Here is a 20,729-nt window from a genome sequence, read left to right on the forward strand (position 1 = left end):
TGAATTAAGGAAAGTGTGAAAGAAATATTTTCTTAAATGTGGAAACATACAGGCTACTAGCACATATAGTTATGAATAAGAAGTTTTGTTGTTTCAAAGATTTTTATGTATATATTTCGTTAGATTAGGAGATACTAAGCTAACGGAGGTGGGGAGATGAAACAAGTAATTTTAAACGAGCGCTGTGGCATTTGTGAAGAGGAGAAAGAAAGAGGAATTCATTTATACAAACTATTTATCTGTTGTGAATGTGAACGAAATATGATTCACACGGAGCCAAGAGAAGAAAAATATCATTATTATCTACAAAAATTAAAAAATATGAATCAACCAACATTATATTCATAAATAGTAAGGTCTTTGCAGTTATACGTGCAGAGGCCTTTTTTGTTAGGATAGAAGAAGATGAATAAAGAGGATGGATTGTCATGAAACAAAAAGCAACACCGTTATTTGATGCACTTCAACAGTTTTCTGAAATAAACCCTATTTCCTTCCATGTGCCAGGTCATAAGAACGGTGAAATCTTCCCGGAAAATGCCCAAGCCTATTTTAGTTCAGTATTAAAAATGGATATGACTGAACTGCCAGGTCTCGATGACTTACATGCTCCACAAGGTGCAATAGCGGAGGCACAGAACCTTGCTGCCGCATATTTCGGTGCAGATGGCACTTATTTTCTTGTCGGAGGAAGTACTGCTGGCAACCTTGCAATGATTTTAGCTGTATGTTCAACTGATGAAAAAATAATAGTGCAGCGCAATAGTCATAAATCAATTTTCAACGGATTGGAACTAAGTGGGGCGAGCCCTGTTTTTATTGCACCGGAATTCGATGATTCAGAAGATCGCTATACAGCCCCAAGCACCATTACGCTAAAAGATGCACTGAAAAAGCATCCCGATGCAAAAGCGGTTGTACTAACTTATCCGGATTATTTCGGCAAAACATTTCCAATTAAAGAATCGATTGAACTTGCACATGAATATAATATACCAGTGCTTGTTGATGAGGCTCATGGTGTACATTTTTCACTTGATAAAGCATTTCCGCAGTCAGCACTTGATCTTGGAGCAGATGTAGTAGTCCATTCAGCACATAAAATGGCGCCAGCAATGACGATGGGTTCTTTTTTACATCTGGGTTCAAAGCTTGTATCTAAGGAGAAAATTACGCATTATTTACAGGTGATTCAATCGAGCAGTCCATCCTACCCGCTAATGGCATCATTGGATATCGCCCGTTCGTTTTTAGCAACAATGCATACAGAAGAGGTTAATAACATTATGGATAGTGTTGCAATAGTCCAGGAAATTCTAAATGCTCCGGATTTTTGGGATATCCTCCCGGCAAACGATCCACTAAAGTTAACACTGCATATGAAACAGGGGGTTTCCGCAAAAGATGTAGCAAGTCTATTTGAAAATCAGAAAGTATTTCCGGAACTTGTTACGCACAACCAGGTATTATTTATTCATGGTCTTGCTCCTTTTGAAAATACCGATTATCTGAAAAAAGCAGTAAAACAAATAAAGGAACAATTAAAAATTAACCCAAATCATGCTACAATAGAGGGGAACAATCTTTTTACAGAAAATATTCAGGAGCTTGCTGTTTCTTATCAAACAATGCTACAACAAGAAACCAAACAAGTTCCACTTAATAAATCTTCGGGATATGTTGCAGCAGAAGCGATTATCCCATATCCACCTGGTATCCCGCTTATTTTAAAAGGTGAGCTGGTCACAGATGAACATGTCAATGTCATTGGACATTTAATAGAACAAGGGGTTACGATTCAGCATCGTGATATAACGAACGGAATTAGCGTTTTTATATAAAGGAGCAAAATTACGTGAGCGGATATTTTATAACAGTTGAGGGTGGCGAGGGTGCAGGTAAATCATCCATTCTCCAATCTCTTGGAAACAAACTAACAGCGATGGGCTATGACGTTTTAACTACACGTGAGCCCGGTGGAATCGATATAGCCGAAAAGATACGAAAATTAATTCTCGATCCAACACATACAACGATGGACGGAAGAACTGAAGCTCTGCTTTATGCGGCCGCGCGCCGGCAACATTTAGCTGAAAAGGTATTACCAGCCTTAAATAGTGGGAGAATCGTATTATGTGACCGTTTTATTGATAGCAGTCTGGCTTATCAAGGATACGCAAGGGGTCTTGGGATGGATGAGGTCTTTATGATTAATCAATTTGCCATTCAGGATTGCATGCCTGATATGACATTATTTTTTGATATTGAACCAAAAAAAGGTTTAGAGCGAATTTCGGCGAATAAAGATAGAGAGAGGAACCGTTTGGATTTGGAAAATATTCAGTTCCATGAACAAGTCTATCAGGCATATCAAAAGCTTGTGCATAAGTTCCCTGAGCGTATCCAAGTTATAGATGCTAATCAGCCTTTTGAACAAGTTGAAGCAGATGCAATGAATCTTATAGTTTCCCGTTTAACAAATAAAGCGTAAGGGAGGTAAGAATAATGAAGTTAATTATTGCTGTTATTCAGGATAAAGACACTAACCGTCTTACTGATGCTTTGGGCGGGGAAAACTTCAAGACAACCAAACTTGCAACAACTGGTGGTTTTTTGAAAGAAGGCAATACCACTCTAATGATTGGCTGTGAGGATGAATATGTCGATGAAGCCTTAAATATAATTCGGGATAATTGCTCTCAACGTGAACAGATGGTAGCACCTATTTCACCGATGGGTGGAAATGCAGATTCGTACATTCCGAAGCCTGTCAAAGTCGAAGTTGGTGGTGCCACAGTATTTATCCTGCCAATTGAATCATTTATGCAGTTTTAAGGTTTGGCTCTTCTAGTAAAGAATGTTGCTTTTGAAAGAATAGATATAAACTGCGGAGTACTTTTTAAAAAGTTTGAGTGTATGATGCCGCTTCGGAAATACACTTCGCGCAACTAGGGTGGCTGATGAGCCTCCTTGCTCCTACGTCGCTGCGTAGTCTCATCTAGGCCTCAGCTTCTACAGGAGTCTACGTGTATTAGTAGGAATCGCTATAGAAAAAAATGTGTGACACCACTACACTAGTCCGGGTAAGTGTAGGGCGGCGACTCCCGCGGAAAGCGTCAGCCTGCAGTGGAAATCAACCGGTCTAGCACTTTTACAAATAGTTGCATTCACTGCTTTATTTTTGAATAATGAAATTGATTCAACTATGAAGATGAAAAAGCACCAATGCTTACTGAAAAAAGCCTGAAATCTAAAGTAACTCACTACGACAGAAAGGGGCTGATTCTGTGAAAATAAATCAGGAAATTCCGTCACAAATGGAAACGACAACTAAAAACCAGAAAGCAACTGCAGATGGTCGCCCATCCTTTGATGGAATGGTTCAGTCCCAAACACATAAATTAAAGCAGCAAGAAGTACAGCAATTAATGAAAAACATTACGCTTCAGGGAGACAAACTTGCTCGTTTTCGTTCATTTCGGGATTTGGTAAAGTTTAAACGGATGGTCAAGGGATTTTTACAGGAAACAGTCTATAATGGACTTGATTTACAGAAATCACATAGTTTTAGTATGGATGGGAACAACAGTAAACTGGCAATCGTCAAGGAAGTCGACGAAAAATTAATTGAACTAACCGAAGATATTATGAATCAGGAAAAAAAGACAGTAGATCTGCTTGGACTAATTGGAGAGATAAAGGGTTTACTGGTTAACTTATATACGTAAAGATTGATGTAAGGGCGGGGAATTATGAAAACGTGGTCTGAAGCAGCTGAAATCCAGCCATTAGCAAGTAAAATTATTACCAATAGCATAAAAAAAGACCGCATATCACACGCCTACCTAGTTCAAGGCGAACGAGGAACAGGGAAGGAAGCAATTGGTTTGTTACTCGCAAAAAGTCTTTTTTGCATGAATAAATCAGATGTGGAACCTTGCCAGGAATGTAATGAGTGTAAACGTATAGAGTCTGGGAATCATCCAGATTTGCACTGGATTGAACCTGAGGGACAATCGATTAAGAAAGAACAAATTGAACATCTGCAAAAAGAATTTACGTATTCAGGGGTTGAATCCAGTCAGAAAGTATATGTAGTTAAAGGTGCCGATACGTTAACCTTAAACGCGGCAAACCGCATTCTGAAGTTTTTGGAAGAACCCAGTAAAAAGACTACGGCAATTATGATGACCGAAAATAGTCAGTCGATTATTTCCACTATTCGCTCACGTTGTCAGGTGATTGATTTGCAGCCGTTGAATCCTCAGGCTTTTCAGAGGCAACTGCTCGATTCTGGAATGTCTGAGAGAAGTGCCACTTTAATGAGCGCTTTGACAAATAATTTGGATGATGCAATCGCCCTGAATGAAGATGAGTGGTTTGCGCAGTCGCGAAAACTAATGGTACAATTAATAGAAATGTTTTCTAAAAATCCAGATGAGGTTTTTTTATTTATTCATAATCACTGGATGCCACATTTTAAGGAAAGAAAACAGCAGGAACAAGGGCTTGATTTATTAATGCTAGCCTTTAAAGATATACTTTATTTTCATATCGGCAGAGAAGAAGCAATGGTAGTCTTTGCGAAGGATGACGAAAAAGTAGAGGGACTTGTGATGTTTTTTTCACAGGAAGAGTTGCTGACCATCCTAAATAAGCTTCTTGATGCTAAACGCAAATTGAAGCAGAATGTCAATCCAACACTGGTAATGGAACAACTTACCGTTCAAATACAGAGGTGATTTAATGATTGAAGTTATAGGAGTCCGTTTTAAAAAAGCGGGTAAAATATATTATTTTGATCCAGGAGATAACAACATAGAAGTAGATAGTTATGTTGTTGTGGAAACGGTTCGTGGTATTGAATTCGGAAAAGTCGTTATCACGAACAAGCAAGTCGATGAGGAGGATGTTGTTCTCCCATTAAAGAAAGTCATTCGAATAGCTGATGAAAAAGATAAACGTACTGTTGTTGAGAATCAGGAACTTGCTGATAAAGCCTTTAAAACAGGTACGGAAAAGATCATCGAGCATGATCTTGATATGAATCTAGTGGAGGTAGAATTCACGTTTGATCGTAATAAGATAATTTTCTATTTTACGGCAGACGGTCGGGTTGACTTCCGTAATTTAGTAAAAGATCTTGCTGCGCAGTTCAAAACCCGAATTGAACTTAGACAGATTGGTGTGCGTGACGAGGCAAAAATGTTAGGTGGAATTGGACCTTGTGGCAGAATGCTCTGTTGCTCCACATTTCTAGGAGACTTTGAACCAGTCTCTATCAAAATGGCTAAAGACCAAAACCTTTCATTAAACCCTGCAAAAATTTCTGGCTTATGTGGCCGTCTCATGTGCTGTTTAAAATATGAAAATGATGATTATGAAACAGCAAAGCGTGATTTACCTGATATTGGGCAGGCTATTACCACACCATATGGTACTGGTAAAGTAGTTGGTCTAAACATCCTGGAACGCATCGTTCACATAGAAATGCCTGAAGCGGAACGTGTCATTGAATATACATTAGATGAACTAATTGATGAAGGAATAATTGCGCAAGCCACAGAATAGTGGGGTGAAGAGGCGTGAAGAAACGAGAAATTTTTGATCAGGTATCTGATATGGAAAAACAGATAGGTGAGTTATACGAGCAGCTTGGGGATTTAAAAGGCAGGCTGAGTGATCTTTTGGAGGAAAATCATCGTCTTTCCATGGAGAATCATCATTTACGTAATCGTTTAGAAAGTACCGATGAAGATTTTAAGGAAGATGAGATTGTGGACCATTCTAAAGATATTCCTGGTGAGGGCTATGACAATCTGGCGAGACTGTATGAAGAAGGATTTCATATTTGTAATGTCCATTTTGGAAGTCCGCGCCAGGATGAAGACTGTTTGTTCTGTCTGTTATTTCTGAACAAAACGAAATAGGAAATAGTTTGGATAGCTGTCTCTAGCATTAGGGACAGCTTTTCTAACATAGTAAGGATGGAAGTTGAGAATGATGCCATTATATGATGATGAACGACTTGATTATTTATTAGCGAAAGAGAATATGCATATTATCCAGAGTCCTACTGTGTTTTCTTTTTCACTTGATGCTGTTCTGCTTGCACATTTTACATATGTGCCGATTAAGAAAGGGAATATATTGGATCTTTGTACAGGGAATGGAGTTATTCCACTTTTACTGTCCCGGCGAACAAACGCATCGATTATTGGTATTGAAATTCAGGAAAGAATAATTGATATGGCAGTGCGGAATGTTAAACTGAATGATTTAGGTGACCAACTTACGATGATTCAAGGTGATTTAAAAGAAATGCAAGCCGAATTAGGGCACAGTAAATTTGATGTGGTAACTTGTAATCCGCCATATTTTCCTACCCCAGAAAAAACCGAGCACAATAATAATGACTTCCTAACGATTGCCCGGCATGAAGTCTATTGTACGTTGGAAGATGTCGTTAAGGCTTGCAAGTTACATGTGCGTCCTGGCGGGAAAGTCGCCATGGTACATCGACCAGGAAGGCTAGTGGATATTATTGCGTTATTCCGTAAATACAGGCTTGAGCCAAAACGCATACAATTTGTTTACCCTAAATGGGGCAGGGATGCGAATATGCTTTTAATTGAGGCGACCCGAGATGGAAAAGCAGATTTAACTACTCTTTCACCATTATATATTTATAACGATGATAATACGTATACGAAGGAAGCAGAGGATATTATTTATGGACGCCAATGAACATACTGTTTATATTTTAAAATGTAACGATAATACACTATATACTGGTTATACAAACGATTTGGAGCATAGGGTAGTGATGCATGAACAGGGTAAAGGTGCTAAGTACACACGAGGTCGCGGCCCTTTTCAAGTTGTATTTGTGGAAAGATTTTCGACAAAAGAGGAAGCATTACAAAAGGAATATCAGGTCAAACAGCTTACACGTAAGGGGAAATTTCAACTAATTCGGGACAAGCTGAAAGAAGTGATTCAATATGAACATACAGAAAAGCTTTGACAAACAGGTTCAGGGTGCTATTTACGTTGTTCCAACTCCAATTGGAAATTTGGAGGACATTACCTTCAGGGCATTAAAAATATTGAAAAGTGCTTCTGTCATTGCTGCAGAAGATACAAGAAACACGAGAAAACTGCTCAGTCATTTTGAAATATCAACACCGCTTGTGAGCTATCACGAACATAATAAAGAAAGTCGTGAAAAACAGCTGCTTGATCGTGTAGATAATGATGAGCTGGTTGCGATTGTAAGTGACGCGGGTATGCCAGCTATTTCTGACCCAGGGTATGAATTGGTACAAGCAGCGATTGAAGCTGATCACTCAGTCATTGTTTTACCTGGAGCAAATGCAGCATTATGTGCGCTAGTTGGGTCAGGATTACCCGCTTCGGAATTTCACTTTTACGGATTTTTGCCACGAAAAAAGAAAGATAAAGTGGCTGAACTGGAGCGGATAAAGACTCTGCAAGCAACGATACTTTTTTATGAATCTCCTTATCGATTAAAGGACACTCTGAAAGTAATGCATGAACAGCTCGGTAACAGGCAAATAGTTGTAGCACGGGAGCTTACCAAAAAATTTGAAGAGTATGCACGTGGAACAGTTGAGGAACTTTTGTTGTGGACTGAAGAAAAAGAGCTTAAAGGTGAGATTTGTCTGGTTGTTGAGGGAACGAGTGAGACATCAATTACTGAAAATGAGCTTTGGTGGAGTCACCTCTCCATTACTGATCATGTAACACATTATATAGACGAAGATCACCTATCAAGTAAGGATGCAATTAAACGTGCTGCGACTGATAGGAACATGGCAAAACGAGATGTATATCAGGCTTTTCATGTTGATAATACTTAGCACAATTTCGCTTGTTGTTGGAGAATACATTTTTAAACGGAATGAAGATCCGGTTCACTGATTTGGGCGGATCCTCATTCCGTTATTTCCTTGAAAATACTCGTTTTAAGCTTGGGTACGGATCCTCGTTCCGCTATATGGCATTTCTGCGTCAAATTTAGCTGATTTTCTGTAATTAACGGAACGAGGATCCGTCTCTACGCTTCCGAGAGCACCTTTTCTGCTATTTAGCGGAACGAGGATCCACTTCGATTGTTAAAAACAGGTTTACGAACCGTTCTGCGTTTTTTCTCCACAATTTGTAGATAATTGCCACAAACTTTTACAAAACAGCATTAAAAAAGTGGTTGACGATTTGATTCGCGTCAACCACTTTTATCACCTATTATTTGGCAGATAAGAAAAGTATAACTACTTTCTTACTGCATAAGTGCAACTAAGGCAATTCGCCCAAAGGCTTGCACTCCAGAGTATAAGGGGTTCTAAGAAAGCAAAATACGCTTTCATAAGAATCCCTTTAACGAATGCTAAGTTTTCTAATCTAGTCGTGATTGGATTTCATTGATGAGTTCTTGTGCCCCTTCAGGACTTAGAACAATTTTACCATTAGCTAATGAAAAGTTTTCGTCAGAAGTATCACCAGTTATCTGACAAGTCATATTTGGCTTGTATTTTTGTAGCACAATTTTGTCGTTATCAACATAAATTTCCAAAGCGTCTTTCACATGAATATCTAGTGTACGGCGTAATTCGATTGGAATAACTACTCGTCCTAGTTCGTCAACCTTTCGTACAATTCCTGTAGATTTCAAATTCCATTCTCCCCTCTAACGGATAGAAAAACATGACAAATCACCAAATTTTAGTGATGTTTAGCTTTTCTATTACTTACTTTAATAAATTTTTTTCGGCATGTTTCGACATGTACATTAAATATATACTACCAACCATTGCCAGGAGTGTCAACAAATTTTAAGATTAAATTGTGAAAATTTGGTTAACTACATAATTAGTTAATTATTCCATTAAGTATCGTTATTTTTAAACAAGAGCGGATTAAATTGGCAATAATCGTTCGTATTAAAGGTTTAATATCACGTAAGTGGAAAACTTATGATAAAATCGCTACAATAGAATTAGTGATTGAGGAGGTAAGAAATAATGCCAAAAGAGCAAAAAACATTTTATATAACCACACCAATTTATTATCCAAGTGGCAATTTACATATCGGACATGCATATTCAACTGTGGCGGGTGATGCAATTGCCCGGTATAAGCGATTACGCGGGTATGATGTAATGTACCTTACTGGAACTGATGAGCACGGGCAAAAAATCCAGCGTAAAGCGGAAGAAAAAAATATGGAGCCACAAGCATATGTCGATGAAATTGTAAGTGGTATTCAGGACCTTTGGAAAAAATTAAAAATAACAAACGATGATTTCATTCGTACTACCGAGGAGCGTCATAAAAAAGTTGTCGCACAAATATTTGATCAGCTTTTAAAACAAGGTGATATTTATTTGGATGAATATGAAGGGTGGTATTGTACATCATGTGAATCCTTCTTTACAGAGCGCCAGTTGGATGATGGCCATTGCCCGGATTGTGGTGGCCCTGTTGAAAGAGTAAAAGAGGAATCATACTTCTTCAAGATGAGTAAGTATGTTGACCGACTTCTTGCATTTTATGAAGAGAATCCGCAATTTATTCAACCGGAGAGCCGCAAGAATGAAATGCTGAACAACTTTATTAAACCAGGATTAGAGGATTTAGCTGTATCCAGGACTACTTTTGATTGGGGTATAAAGGTCCCTGGTGATCCGAAACATGTTATTTATGTATGGATCGATGCACTTACAAACTATATCACGGCACTTGGCTACGGGACGGATGATGATGGTCTATATCAGAAATTCTGGCCTGCTGATGTTCACTTAATGAGTAAGGAAATTGTTAGATTCCATACCATCTATTGGCCAATTATGCTAATGGCGTTGGATCTGCCGTTGCCGACGAAAGTCTTTTCTCATGGATGGATTTTAATGAAAGACGGTAAAATGTCCAAGTCAAAAGGGAACGTAGTAGATCCGATTAAGCTAACGGATCGTTATGGTCTAGATGCACTGCGTTATTATTTACTACGTGAAGTTCCATTTGGATCTGATGGTGTATTTACGCCCGAAGGCTTTGTGGATCGGACAAATTATGATCTTGCGAATGATCTTGGAAACTTACTAAATCGTACGGTTGCGATGATTAATAAATATTTTGATGGTGAAATCCCTGCATACATGGCATCCGAGACAGAGATTGAACAATCACTTGAAACGTTACAAGAAGAAACCATTGCGAAAGTGGAAGACTCAATGGAAAATATGCAGTTCTCTGTTGCGTTATCCTCATTGTGGCAGCTTATAAGTCGTACGAACAAATATATTGATGAAACGGAGCCATGGAAATTAGCTAAAGATGAAACGAAAAAAGATCGTTTAGGTAATGTTATGGCCCACCTTGTTGAATCATTACGTAAAGTATCAATTATGCTTCAGCCATTCTTGACAGAAGCTCCAACAGAAATTTTCAAACAGCTAGGTGTTACAGATGATTCGCTAAAAGAGTGGGATAGTGTTCACCTGAATGGGGAAATTAAAGCGGGGACGCCTGTTAATAAAGGACAACCGATTTTTCCTCGTTTAGAAGTAGAAAAAGAAGTAGAAACAATTAAGGCTATGATGCAAAAACCCGCCCAAGAAGAAAAGAAGGCAGAAAATCAGGAACCAGAGCAAAAAGAGGAAGTTGCGTTTGATGACTTCATGAAGCTTGATATGCGTGTTGCTGAAGTTCTTAAAGCAGATTCGATAAAAAAGGCTGACAAACTATTAAAGCTGCAGCTGGATATCGGGACTGAAAAACGTCAAGTAGTATCGGGTATAGCAGAGCACTATAAACCTGAAGATCTAGTAGGAAAAAAGGTAATCTGTGTAACGAACCTGAAAGCCGTTAAACTGCGTGGAGAAATGTCAGAAGGAATGATTCTCTGTGGTGAAGATAATACAGGGAAGTTAGTTCTTGCTTCAGTTGAACAAACACTGCCAAATGGCTCAGTTGTGAAGTGATTTTAGGAAAAGGTCAGCTCAATGAGTATGGCCTTTTCTATTATTTAGCAAATAAGTATAAATACTTTCTTACTGCACAAGTGCAATAAAGGAATGACTAGTTTTTTTAGTGAAGGAGTGATTTATGTGCTATTTGATACACATGTCCATGTGAATGCAACACAGTTTTCAGAGGATCGTGATGAAACTATCCAGCGGGCATTTGATGCTGGGGTGAAATATATGGTTGTGGTCGGCTTTGACCGTGAAACAATTCCGCCAGCACTTGAAATTGCTGAACAATACGAAACAATCTATGCAGCGGTTGGCTGGCATCCGGTAGATGCAGTTGATATGACAGATGAAGATTTAGCTTGGATTGAAGAATTAGCTGCACATCCAAAAGTAGTCGCTATAGGAGAGATGGGCTTAGACTATCATTGGGATAAGTCCCCAAAAGAAGTTCAAAAGGATGTCTTTCGCAAGCAAATTCAACTAGCTAAAAAAGTAAATATGCCAATTATTATTCATAATCGAGAGGCAACAGAAGATATTATTGGGATTTTACAGGAAGAAAACGCGAAGGAAATTGGCGGAATCATGCATTGTTATAATGATTCAGTTGATTATGTACAAGCATGCCTGGATATGAATTTCCACATATCACTTGGAGGGCCGGTGACATTTAAAAATGCGGCAATGCCAAAAGAGGTAGCTGTAGAAGTACCTTCAGATCGATTACTGGTAGAAACGGATGCACCATTCCTTGCACCACATCCAAACAGAGGGAAACGTAATGAGCCCTCATATGTTAAATTGGTGGCGGAGAAAATTGCTGAACTAAGGGATGTTCCTTTCGATGAACTCAGTCGGATTACGACAGAAAACGCCTTTTCTTTATTTAATATTGAAAAAAAACATGAAAATTGATGAAATATAAATGTAATAACTCAATAAGATTATGGATATTCTTTTGAGACTAGCACTAATGTTAGTCTCTTTTTTTTGTGAAAAAATCAAGTCATGCCAGGGTATGGAGGGTGATTGTTATACAGGGGTAATTATTTGTAATTTGAATGTAAACAAACCGTAAACGGAATATCGTTGAATTTGCATACAAGTATTAATATAATCAAAGTCGCAATAGAAGGAGGCAAAAAGCATGAAAATTTTTTCAAAGCTGTTGCCGGCGTCTAAATTGAAGCTGGTTATTTCTGTTATTGGTGTATTGGCACTGGTTGTATTTTCTGGAGTTACACTGTTTGAAGCAACGAAAGCAGAAGTAGTAGTAACAGAAAATGGTGAAAAGCAAACAGTAAAGACACACGCAAATACAGTAGATGAACTACTGGCCGAATTAGGGATTAATTTTAGCAAACACGATAAACTTTCACACGATATGGATACAAAAATAGATGATGAAATGAATATTACATACAAAGAAGCAAATGAAGTAACAGTTACGATAGACGGAACAGAACAGACTTATCATACGACGGTGGACACAGTTGGAGAATTCCTAGAGGAAAATAATTTTTCACTATCGGAACATGATGAACTATCACATGGTAAGAAAGATGCTGTTAGTGAAGGACTTGAGCTTTCCATCGATAAAGCTTTTCAAATTACGATTAATGACGGCGGTAAGAATAAGAAAGTCTGGACTAACGGTGGAACAGTCGATCAAGTATTAAAAGAAAACGATATTTCCTTAGGTGAGCTAGATAAAGTTAAGTCAAAAACAGACGGTGAGGTAACCAAAAATACCTCCATTAAGGTAGTTCGAGTTGATAAAGAAACAGATGTTGTAAAGGAAAAAATTGCTTACAAAACTGAAAAACGGGAAGATAAAAACCTTGAAAAAGGCAAGAAACGAGTTATTGAAGAAGGTAAAGAAGGACTTCTAGTTAAAAAGTTTAAAGTTACCAAAGAAAATGGCAAGGAAGTTGAACGCAAGCTTATCAGTGAAGAGGTAAAGCAGGAAAGTGAAAACCGTGTTGTTGCATTAGGTACGAAAGAAGAACAAGAATTAGTCACAGTATCCAGCAGTAGTGATAATTCTAGTGGGAAAGTATATTCGATGCGGGTAACTGCATATAGTGCTGATTGTAGAGGGTGCACAGGTTATACAGCCACAGGAATTAATTTAAATGCGAACCCAAATAAAAAAGTCGTTTCAGTTGACCCAAGTGTAATACCATTAGGATCAACAGTATGGGTAGAAGGATATGGAACTGCGATTGCTGGAGATACTGGCGGTGGAATTAATGGTAACCATGTTGACATCCATTTGCCAACCAGGGCTGATGCATTAGCCTTTGGGACCAGATATAATGTTAAAGTTAAAGTTCTTGATTAATACATGATAAAATGCTCTTACCATGATAAAGTGGTAAGAGCATTATTTATTACTGAAAAGAGGATTACATTGATGATCAAAGAAGTTATTGTTGTTGAGGGTCGTGATGATACAGCTAAAATTCGTCAAGCTGTTGAGGCAGATACAATCGAGACAAATGGATCAGCTATCGATAACATAATTCTAAATCAAATACAGCATGCTAAGACTAAACGCGGCGTTATTATTTTTACCGATCCTGATTACCCAGGTGAACGAATTCGTCAAATCATTGATAATGCTGTTCCTGGCTGTAAACATGCTTTTTTAACACGCGATAATGCACGTGCAAAGCAGTCTAACAAAAGCCTTGGGATTGAACATGCATCACTCGCAGCAATCCGAAAGTCATTACAGGATGTTTATGAACTGAAAAATCTGGAAGACAGTGAGATTACCAGGGAAGATCTGATCACGTTTGGGTTAATTGGAAGTCCAAAAGCTAGTTACAGGAGGGATCGTCTTGGTGAATTACTTCAAATAGGACATACCAATGGGAAACAGCTGCTTAAGCGTCTTACCATGTTTCAAATATCAAAAGACCAATTCGAACAATCGATAAACCAGGTACTGCAGGAGGAAAATAATGCCAAATAAAAAGATTGCTACCCCTAAACGGACACAGGAAATATTGAAAAAATACGGGTTTTCCTTTAAAAAAAGCTTGGGACAAAACTTTCTAATCGATGTAAATATCCTTGAAAATATCATTAACCAAGTTGGAATTGATAAATCAACCGTGGCAATTGAAATTGGCCCAGGTATTGGAGCATTGACGGAGCAGTTGGCAATTCATGCTGATAAAGTTATCGCCTATGAAATTGATCAGCGCTTACTTCCTATTTTGGAAGATACATTAAAAGAATATGAAAATGTTCAGGTTGTACACCAGGATATATTGGATGCCAATGTTGCTGAAATGATTATAAATCACCTTAAACCAGATCAACCGGTTCATGTTGTGGCAAACTTACCGTATTATATTACAACTCCAATTTTAACGAAATTGTTACGTGATAAATTGCCTGTAACAAGTTTCACTGTAATGATCCAAAAAGAGGTTGCTGAACGAATGGCCGCTAAGCCAAACAATAAGAGCTATGGCTCATTAACGATTGCTGTTCAATATTATACAAATGCTGAAGTATTGATGAATGTCCCTAAAAGTGTTTTCATGCCGCAACCAAATGTTGATTCAAGTGTCTTAAGGCTGACAACCAGGGATGAACCCCCTGTTCAAGTAGATGATGAGGATTACTTTTTTGCACTTGTGCAGGCGTGTTTTGCACAAAGAAGGAAAACATTGCGAAATAATCTCGTGCGTTATTTTAATGATGCATACGACAAAGAAATGATTTCTGCGATACTTGAACGGATTGGCATCGATGGAACAAGGCGTGGAGAATCATTGAATATGCAGGAATTTGCAGTATTAGCTAATGCATTTTTCCGGGTTGTAGAAAATTAATTTAAACAGGTTTATAACAATAAAAATAGCGCACAGAAACGTGGCTGGGACAAAAATATTTAGTAAAAGTAAAATCCGAACTATCTTCATTCATAAGATAGTTCGGATTTTTATGTTAGCTTGTATTCGTATAAGGTTTGAAATGCGAACTAACTGCTGGAATAATCTCTATAAACTCTCGTCCCGACGTTGTCCGCAAAGGACGGTTTTAGTCGGCCTTCATTTAGTCACTCTGCTGGGTCTTCGGAACGTGCTATTCTCGCAGGGAGTCACCGTCCTCCGCTCACCCGGACTAGTGTAGCTGTCACACAACCATTTTTCCGTTTTAGTTCGCATTTTATATCAACTACGTATTAGATTCAACCATTGATAATGAAGGTTCTAAACAACCTATCCTGTTATTATTCGTCTTTAAAGGAGAGAATTTTGTTGTGTCCCAGCCTTGTTTAAATTATTTACCTTATTTAATTAAAGGCACAGAAGAGCCCTCTTTTTCATAGTCTATGGATAGGAATGCTTTCATCCGAGTGAAGGCTGTGAGGTGGCTTTATGAGCTTTTCAATAGGTGAATTAGTAACACGAATATCACATAACCATGATTTACTATTTCGTATTGCATCGTTGACAGAGGATACTGCAGTAGTGCACGGCGAAGATATTCGTTTAGTTGCGGATGCTTCATTGGACGATTTAACGCATGTGCAGAAACGGGATTTACAAAAAAGAAAACAGAAAGAAAAAGAACAGGAAGAATTCTCTTATAGGCTATTTCGTCAGGACTATCAGTTAATGAAAGAAAAACGCGACTATCAGTCAAGTAACGGATATCAAAACACATCAAGTTTTTTTCAATTGCCGGCAAAGGTGCTGCATATAGATGGGGATCAAACCTATTTAAGAAAATGTATAGATTTATATAAGCGAATGGGATTGCAGGTTCATGGCGTTTACGTAAGCGAGAAAGAGATGCCATTTGAAATTGGCCCTTTAATTGAAAAAATCCAGCCTAATATTATCGTCATAACAGGTCATGATGCCTTTTCTAAAAATAAAGGTCTCAAAAATGACCTTCGTGCTTATCGTCATTCCAAATATTTTGCAGAAACTGTTCGTGCAGCACGGCAGAAAGTGCCAAACTTGGATCAGCTTGTAATATTTGCAGGTGCGTGTCAGTCTCACTTTGAGTCACTGATTAGAGCGGGGGCAAACTTTGCAAGCTCCCCGTCACGGATAAATATTCATGCCTTGGATCCAGTCTACATTGCAGCAAAAATCGCTTACACCCCGTTTATGGAGAAGGTAAGTGTATGGGATGCATTGCGCAATACATTAACTGGCGAGAAAGGTATGGGTGGAGTGGAAACAAGAGGACTCCTCAGAACAGGGATGCCATATATTGCGGAAGAAGAATCCGAAGAGTAAAGCTGATGCAGCCGACATCAGCTTTCCTTATTGAATTTACTAAAGCTTCAACTACTAAGTTTAATGTTCTAAGATCACTAAATATACTTTCGTCAGGATGCTTTCCAGCGATAAGTAAAGTATTCTAACAAAAATTAATACATAATTTGTTAACATTTTGAAATAATAGGCAGAGAGGCTGAATTTACTTGTTGACATAGAAAAAGGGATACTGTTATAATGTTATGTTTTATTTGACGATTATACAAGCTTGTGATATTATAATATTAGTGAGGTGGAGTATAGTGGCTAAAACATTAATAGAAATTAAGCAAGGTCTTGAATGCCAAATTGGAAAGCGATTAAAACTCAAAGCCAATGGCGGTAGAAGAAAAACAATTGAACGATGCGGCATATTGGCGGAAACATATCCTTCTGTTTTCATTGTTGAACTAGACCAAGATGAGAATTCATTCGAACGTGTTTCATACAGCTATGCAGACGTGTTAACAGAAACTGTAGAATTAAACTTTAACGAAGAGAGAGCATTAATGCTAGAGCAGTAAACATAAGTTTACTGCTTATATTTTTATCAGAAGAAACCAACATGGCAGCCGAATACGTATTAGAGCTTCCGCATGCCAATTTGAAGCTTTGTGGACACTATTTGGCACAAATGCCCTCTATTAACCAGATATATGGGAAATAAGGGCTCCTGTGTCCGCTAAATCTTTAATTCAGTACAAATGCATAAATTTTTCCTGCTGCAGGCTATTGCCATAAAGGTGTGGCGATAAGCTAAGTTTTCTATTTTCAAAAAGGGGGAGCACAGAGATGGTATCGTTGGAAAAGTCATCTGTGAAAGAGATTTGGGAACTGATTGACCAGCAGCTGCAGGTAAATAAAGTCCTTTATGAAGAAACGAATGCAATTTATGAGTTTCATTTAATTAACGGCGACGATGTGAAGTACCAATTGGAGTTTAGGGACGGAAAGGCAACAGTTCATTATACGAATGAGAAAGATCCAGACTGTATTTTGAAAATGAAAATAAAACATTTTAAAAAGTTTCTGCTTGGAAATTTAAATAGTACGACAGCATTTATGACAGGGAAGCTTAAAATCGATGGTAATATAAGTCTGGCACTAAAATTAGAAAATATGCTGAAGCAGTACCAATTTGAAAGTTAAATTATTTCCTTTTTTGTATACATATAACTGGAGTATTGTGCAGATAAATACATAACCTATAAATGTCGGGAAGAAACTCTTATACGAAAGGGGATGTTCTTTCATGGCTAGACGTGGCGGGATAATGTCAGACCAACTGAAAGAAGAAATTGCCAAAGAGTTAGGCTTTTACGACACAGTAAAACAAGAAGGCTGGGGCGGTATTAAGTCAAGAGATGCCGGGAACATGGTGAAACATGCACTGGAAATGGCCGAGCAAAGTATGAATCAGAATGGCAAACCCTAAGATAGGGTTTGCCATTTTTTAAGCATAAGGCTGTGCGATAAGCTAAGTTCACTAATGACGTCGGCGGGAAACGGATACATCAGACAGAGGATAAGGAGCAACAACAAAATTACATGAAACAGTGCCTATGTCAACAGTACAGTCGCCTCCGCTTTTTTTATATGATACAATTTGGTTAGTTTTATAAAGTGGGTGACGGAGATGGTTTTATTTGAAAGAGCACCAGCCAAAATAAATTTGTCGCTTGACGTCCTCGGTAAGCGTGATGATGGATATCATGAGGTGGAAATGATAATGACATCTGTAGATTTAGCTGATCGTGTTGAACTATATTCGGTTGATGGAGATAGGATTGAGGTATCTGCTGATAATCAGTATGTTCCAAATGATGAGCGGAATCTTGCATATAAAGCAGCGCTTGCTTTCAAAAATAAATACCGGATAAATTTTGGCGTTCGAATTGAAATAGAAAAAAACATACCCGTGTCAGCCGGACTTGGTGGCGGCAGTAGTGATGCTGCTGCTGTATTGCGTGGACTTAACCGTATGTGGTCTGCAGGAGCAACTTTAGAGGAATTAGCTGAATTAGGGGAAAACATTGGGTCTGATGTGCCATTTTGTATTTATAGCACTACTGCACTCGGTACCGGCCATGGTGAGAAAATTCGTGAATTGGCTGCACCGCCACCTTGTTTTGTTATCCTGGCAAAACCTAATGTTGGAATTTCTACACGGAGTATTTTTCAAAAAGTAGATCTGGAAAAAATCTCACATCCCGATACAAACGAAGTCATCCGAGCTTTGGAAGAAAAAAGTTTCTCGAACTTATGTGCAAATATCGGTAATTCATTGGAAACTGTGACATTTTCGTTTTGTCCGGATGTGCAGCATATTAAGGAAAGAATGGTAGAAGCAGGAGCCGCTGGTGTGCTAATGAGCGGAAGTGGTCCAACTGTTGCAGGGCTTGTCGAACACCATAGTAAAGCAAAACGTATCTATAACGGGTTAAGGGGATTCTGTAATGAAGTCTTTATAGTGCAGCTACTTGATCGTCGCTGAAACTTGATTAAATACGTATAATAATGATATAGTTGATGTAAATTATTCGGTTTTAGAGGTGTATTTATGAAAAGAAGTGATCGATTAGTCTCCTTAACAAATTATTTTTTTGAAAATCCTAAGAAACATACGTCACTACCGTTTTTCTCCACTAAATATAATGCAGCCAAATCATCTATAAGTGAGGACTTGGGTATTGTTGATCGCGTTATGCAGGAAGAAGGAATAGGTCATTTGCAAACGCTCCCTGGTGCCTCTGGTGGTGTTAGATATGTCCCGAAACTTTCATCAGAAAACAGCAATCAGTTTATCCAAGATCTTTGTAATACATTGGAAGACCCCGCGAGAATTCTTCCTGGCGGCTATTTATACATGAGTGATATTCTCGGTAATCCAAACACGGTTAAGCAAATCGGACGAGTACTCGCTTCAGCATTTTCTGAGTTGGAAATTAACGTTGTGGTAACAGTTGCAACAAAAGGAATTCCACTTGCCTATGCAGTAGCATCTTTTCTTAATGTACCTGTTGTGATTGTCAGAAGGGATCCAAAAGTAACAGAGGGGTCATCTGTGAGCATCAATTATGTTTCCGGATCATCACGGAAGATTCAAACGATGGTACTCCCAAAGCGCAGTTTGCAGGACAATGCCAATGTTTGTATTATTGATGACTTTATGAAAGCTGGTGGTACCATCACGGGGATGACTAGCCTTTTAGATGAATTTAATGCAAATGTAAAGGCTATCGGTGTTCTAGCCGAAGCGGACGATGAGGAAGACGAACGTGTTGTAGATAATTATACATCGTTAGTGAAAATTACCAATGTGGATATTAAACAAAAAAATATCGAGGTTTTGCCTGGAAACCTCCAAGCCTGAAAAAAGTAAAAATCTTTCATAAATTGGAAGATTTTTATTTTTTAACCTTTTTTTGGTCTTTTTAAAATTTTTTTTAAAAATAAGCAGGAATTCTCATAGTTTTGTTGAATTATTGATAATAAGTTCAAAAGGGAAAAGGTGGTGAAACATCATGGAAGTAACTGACGTAAGATTACGCCGCGTTAATACAGAGGGAAGAATGCGAGCTATTGCATCGATTACTTTGGATCAGGAGTTTGTTGTCCATGATATCCGTGTCATCGATGGGAATAATGGATTGTTTGTAGCTATGCCATCCAAACGCACTCCTGACGGTGAATTCAGGGATATTGCGCATCCCATTAATTCCAATACTCGTGCAAAAATACAGGATGCGGTACTAGAAGAATACCGTCGCGCTGGTGAAGAAGAAGTGCGATATGAAGAAGCGGGCGCTTCCTAAAAGAATGATCAACGAGAGGTCTAATCTGCAACTAGGTTAGCCTTCTTTTTTTGCCATACTATAGAGTGGATTTTTCTAACGGGTTCAGTTATCGGGAAATACAATAAATAACACACTATTTGAATTTACGATTCGTGACCCTTGTTTTTTGTTATAACTTATTTGGGTTAAGCTCCCAAATTATAATTGTAAATAATAATCTTTTTAGTGTACAAAGATTTATGTACGACGTTGAATTACAGTGCTATATGTTGTTCCTGTTTTATAGGGCTATGTTTTGCTTGTACTTAACTGGCAGGATATTGCAACTGAGGATCCGCCAAACAATCCAAGCGGATCCTCATTCCGCTAAATAGCAGAAAAGTTGCTCTAGGAAGGGTGAGACGGATCCTCGTTCCGCTAAATGCAGAAAATCTGCAAATTTTGAGGCAGAAATGACAAATAGCGGAACGAGGATCCGAATCCAAGCTTTAAGCGAGGTTTTTCAAGCAAATAAAGTCAAGTCCTTAATATTGTGTAAAATACAAATACAGTATTTTCAACCACATTTAGGGTATATTAGTAATTTTGGAATAGGAGGGGGCCATGGCCCCCTCCTATTCCAAAATTTTCGGCCAGCTGCA

At 38.3% G+C, this 20,729-nt stretch carries 24 protein-coding genes; 23 read left to right on the forward strand and 1 reads right to left on the reverse strand.

Annotated elements, in window-relative coordinates; all coding sequences use genetic code 11:
- The first annotated feature begins 156 nt into the window (after positions 1–156).
- The 11 genes from ACTWQM_RS19135 (at position 157) to rsmI (ending at position 7,883) form a co-directional block, all read left to right on the forward strand.
- The gene (locus tag ACTWQM_RS19135; RefSeq protein ID WP_092490972.1) at positions 157–348 is read left to right on the forward strand and encodes a sigma factor G inhibitor Gin; all 192 of its coding nucleotides are present in this window, start codon (positions 157–159) and stop codon (positions 346–348) included.
- A gap of 80 nt (positions 349–428) precedes the next feature.
- Positions 429–1,841 carry an aminotransferase class I/II-fold pyridoxal phosphate-dependent enzyme gene (locus ACTWQM_RS19140; protein WP_443259741.1) on the forward strand — a complete coding sequence of 471 codons (1,413 nt, stop codon included), beginning with the start codon at positions 429–431 and terminating at the stop codon, positions 1,839–1,841.
- Between the two features lie 14 nt (positions 1,842–1,855).
- Positions 1,856–2,491, forward strand: coding sequence for a dTMP kinase (gene tmk, locus ACTWQM_RS19145; protein WP_443259742.1), 636 nt, complete (start codon positions 1,856–1,858; stop codon positions 2,489–2,491).
- Between the two features lie 14 nt (positions 2,492–2,505).
- Positions 2,506–2,835 (forward strand): cyclic-di-AMP receptor, encoded by a 330-nt coding sequence (locus ACTWQM_RS19150; RefSeq protein WP_092490969.1) that lies wholly within the window; start codon positions 2,506–2,508, stop codon positions 2,833–2,835.
- Between the two features lie 452 nt (positions 2,836–3,287).
- The gene (locus ACTWQM_RS19155; RefSeq protein ID WP_443259743.1) at positions 3,288–3,728 is read left to right on the forward strand and encodes a YaaR family protein; all 441 of its coding nucleotides are present in this window, start codon (positions 3,288–3,290) and stop codon (positions 3,726–3,728) included.
- 24 nt (positions 3,729–3,752) lie between these two features.
- Positions 3,753–4,742, forward strand: a complete 990-nt coding sequence (gene holB, locus ACTWQM_RS19160) for a DNA polymerase III subunit delta' (protein WP_443259744.1) — start codon at positions 3,753–3,755, stop codon at positions 4,740–4,742.
- 4 nt (positions 4,743–4,746) lie between these two features.
- Positions 4,747–5,571 carry a PSP1 domain-containing protein gene (locus ACTWQM_RS19165; protein WP_443259745.1) on the forward strand — a complete coding sequence of 275 codons (825 nt, stop codon included), beginning with the start codon at positions 4,747–4,749 and terminating at the stop codon, positions 5,569–5,571.
- 14 nt (positions 5,572–5,585) lie between these two features.
- Positions 5,586–5,930: a DNA replication initiation control protein YabA gene (gene yabA, locus ACTWQM_RS19170; protein WP_375052662.1), complete on the forward strand. Its 345-nt coding sequence runs from the start codon at positions 5,586–5,588 to the stop codon at positions 5,928–5,930.
- A 70-nt stretch (positions 5,931–6,000) separates the two neighbouring features.
- Positions 6,001–6,747 (forward strand): tRNA1(Val) (adenine(37)-N6)-methyltransferase, encoded by a 747-nt coding sequence (locus ACTWQM_RS19175; RefSeq protein ID WP_443259746.1) that lies wholly within the window; start codon positions 6,001–6,003, stop codon positions 6,745–6,747.
- Positions 6,734–7,027 (forward strand): GIY-YIG nuclease family protein, encoded by a 294-nt coding sequence (locus ACTWQM_RS19180; RefSeq protein ID WP_443259747.1) that lies wholly within the window; start codon positions 6,734–6,736, stop codon positions 7,025–7,027. The genes ACTWQM_RS19175 and ACTWQM_RS19180 overlap by 14 nt, the downstream gene beginning before the upstream one ends.
- Complete coding sequence (gene rsmI / locus ACTWQM_RS19185; protein ID WP_443259748.1) at positions 7,005–7,883, forward strand: 16S rRNA (cytidine(1402)-2'-O)-methyltransferase; 879 nt, start codon at positions 7,005–7,007, stop codon at positions 7,881–7,883. The genes ACTWQM_RS19180 and rsmI overlap by 23 nt, the downstream gene beginning before the upstream one ends.
- Before the next feature lie 536 nt (positions 7,884–8,419).
- On the opposite strand, the gene ACTWQM_RS19190 is transcribed toward rsmI, so the two are convergent.
- Positions 8,420–8,695: an AbrB/MazE/SpoVT family DNA-binding domain-containing protein gene (locus ACTWQM_RS19190; RefSeq protein ID WP_443259749.1), complete on the reverse strand. Its 276-nt coding sequence runs from the start codon at positions 8,693–8,695 to the stop codon at positions 8,420–8,422.
- A gap of 349 nt (positions 8,696–9,044) precedes the next feature.
- Between ACTWQM_RS19190 and metG the strand changes: the two genes are divergently transcribed.
- The 12 genes from metG to spoVG all read left to right on the forward strand — a co-directional run bounded on the left by metG (position 9,045) and on the right by spoVG (position 20,106).
- Entirely contained in the window at positions 9,045–11,003 is a 1,959-nt protein-coding gene (metG, locus tag ACTWQM_RS19195; protein ID WP_443259750.1) for a methionine--tRNA ligase, read from the forward strand.
- 126 nt (positions 11,004–11,129) lie between these two features.
- Positions 11,130–11,912 (forward strand): TatD family hydrolase, encoded by a 783-nt coding sequence (locus ACTWQM_RS19200; protein ID WP_443259751.1) that lies wholly within the window; start codon positions 11,130–11,132, stop codon positions 11,910–11,912.
- 232 nt (positions 11,913–12,144) lie between these two features.
- Positions 12,145–13,341, forward strand: a complete 1,197-nt coding sequence (locus ACTWQM_RS19205; protein ID WP_443259752.1) for a ubiquitin-like domain-containing protein — start codon at positions 12,145–12,147, stop codon at positions 13,339–13,341.
- A 69-nt stretch (positions 13,342–13,410) separates the two neighbouring features.
- A complete protein-coding gene (gene rnmV / locus ACTWQM_RS19210) occupies positions 13,411–13,977 on the forward strand; it encodes a ribonuclease M5 (RefSeq protein WP_443259753.1) in 567 nt (188 codons plus the stop codon).
- Entirely contained in the window at positions 13,967–14,848 is an 882-nt protein-coding gene (gene rsmA, locus ACTWQM_RS19215) for a 16S rRNA (adenine(1518)-N(6)/adenine(1519)-N(6))-dimethyltransferase RsmA (protein ID WP_443259754.1), read from the forward strand. Before rnmV ends, rsmA begins: the two co-directional genes overlap by 11 nt.
- Positions 14,849–15,397: 549 nt before the next feature.
- Positions 15,398–16,270, forward strand: a complete 873-nt coding sequence (yabG, locus tag ACTWQM_RS19220) for a sporulation peptidase YabG (RefSeq protein WP_443259755.1) — start codon at positions 15,398–15,400, stop codon at positions 16,268–16,270.
- 284 nt (positions 16,271–16,554) lie between these two features.
- A complete protein-coding gene (gene veg / locus ACTWQM_RS19225; RefSeq protein WP_443259756.1) occupies positions 16,555–16,815 on the forward strand; it encodes a biofilm formation stimulator Veg in 261 nt (86 codons plus the stop codon).
- 268 nt (positions 16,816–17,083) lie between these two features.
- Complete coding sequence (locus ACTWQM_RS19230) at positions 17,084–17,440, forward strand: SCP2 sterol-binding domain-containing protein (RefSeq protein ID WP_443259757.1); 357 nt, start codon at positions 17,084–17,086, stop codon at positions 17,438–17,440.
- Positions 17,441–17,543: 103 nt separating this feature from the next.
- On the forward strand, positions 17,544–17,726 hold the full coding sequence (locus tag ACTWQM_RS19235; protein WP_443259758.1) for a small, acid-soluble spore protein, alpha/beta type: 183 nt from the start codon (positions 17,544–17,546) through the stop codon (positions 17,724–17,726).
- Between the two features lie 201 nt (positions 17,727–17,927).
- The gene (gene ispE / locus ACTWQM_RS19240; RefSeq protein ID WP_443259759.1) at positions 17,928–18,785 is read left to right on the forward strand and encodes a 4-(cytidine 5'-diphospho)-2-C-methyl-D-erythritol kinase; all 858 of its coding nucleotides are present in this window, start codon (positions 17,928–17,930) and stop codon (positions 18,783–18,785) included.
- A gap of 66 nt (positions 18,786–18,851) precedes the next feature.
- Positions 18,852–19,664: a pur operon repressor gene (gene purR, locus ACTWQM_RS19245; protein WP_443259760.1), complete on the forward strand. Its 813-nt coding sequence runs from the start codon at positions 18,852–18,854 to the stop codon at positions 19,662–19,664.
- Positions 19,665–19,815: 151 nt separating this feature from the next.
- Positions 19,816–20,106, forward strand: coding sequence for a septation regulator SpoVG (gene spoVG / locus ACTWQM_RS19250; protein ID WP_092506310.1), 291 nt, complete (start codon positions 19,816–19,818; stop codon positions 20,104–20,106).
- The last annotated feature ends 623 nt before the right edge of the window (positions 20,107–20,729 follow it).

The sequence above is a fragment of the Virgibacillus sp. L01 genome, from assembly GCF_052246775.1.
GTDB lineage: Bacteria > Bacillota > Bacilli > Bacillales > Amphibacillaceae > Lentibacillus.

Bases quoted from the DNA above. Each gene is read 5' to 3' on its own strand.
- ACTWQM_RS19135 (WP_092490972.1), top strand. From the start codon at position 157: ATGAAACAAGTAATTTTAAACGAGCGCTGTGGCATTTGTGAAGAGGAG.
- ACTWQM_RS19140 (WP_443259741.1), top strand. From the start codon at position 429: ATGAAACAAAAAGCAACACCGTTATTTGATGCACTTCAACAGTTTTCT.
- ACTWQM_RS19150 (WP_092490969.1), top strand. From the start codon at position 2,506: ATGAAGTTAATTATTGCTGTTATTCAGGATAAAGACACTAACCGTCTT.
- holB (WP_443259744.1), top strand. From the start codon at position 3,753: ATGAAAACGTGGTCTGAAGCAGCTGAAATCCAGCCATTAGCAAGTAAA.
- ACTWQM_RS19165 (WP_443259745.1), top strand. From the start codon at position 4,747: ATGATTGAAGTTATAGGAGTCCGTTTTAAAAAAGCGGGTAAAATATAT.
- ACTWQM_RS19175 (WP_443259746.1), top strand. From the start codon at position 6,001: ATGATGCCATTATATGATGATGAACGACTTGATTATTTATTAGCGAAA.
- ACTWQM_RS19180 (WP_443259747.1), top strand. From the start codon at position 6,734: ATGGACGCCAATGAACATACTGTTTATATTTTAAAATGTAACGATAAT.
- rsmI (WP_443259748.1), top strand. From the start codon at position 7,005: ATGAACATACAGAAAAGCTTTGACAAACAGGTTCAGGGTGCTATTTAC.
- metG (WP_443259750.1), top strand. From the start codon at position 9,045: ATGCCAAAAGAGCAAAAAACATTTTATATAACCACACCAATTTATTAT.
- ACTWQM_RS19205 (WP_443259752.1), top strand. From the start codon at position 12,145: ATGAAAATTTTTTCAAAGCTGTTGCCGGCGTCTAAATTGAAGCTGGTT.
- rsmA (WP_443259754.1), top strand. From the start codon at position 13,967: ATGCCAAATAAAAAGATTGCTACCCCTAAACGGACACAGGAAATATTG.
- yabG (WP_443259755.1), top strand. From the start codon at position 15,398: ATGAGCTTTTCAATAGGTGAATTAGTAACACGAATATCACATAACCAT.
- ACTWQM_RS19230 (WP_443259757.1), top strand. From the start codon at position 17,084: ATGGTATCGTTGGAAAAGTCATCTGTGAAAGAGATTTGGGAACTGATT.
- ACTWQM_RS19235 (WP_443259758.1), top strand. From the start codon at position 17,544: ATGGCTAGACGTGGCGGGATAATGTCAGACCAACTGAAAGAAGAAATT.
- ispE (WP_443259759.1), top strand. From the start codon at position 17,928: ATGGTTTTATTTGAAAGAGCACCAGCCAAAATAAATTTGTCGCTTGAC.
- purR (WP_443259760.1), top strand. From the start codon at position 18,852: ATGAAAAGAAGTGATCGATTAGTCTCCTTAACAAATTATTTTTTTGAA.
- spoVG (WP_092506310.1), top strand. From the start codon at position 19,816: ATGGAAGTAACTGACGTAAGATTACGCCGCGTTAATACAGAGGGAAGA.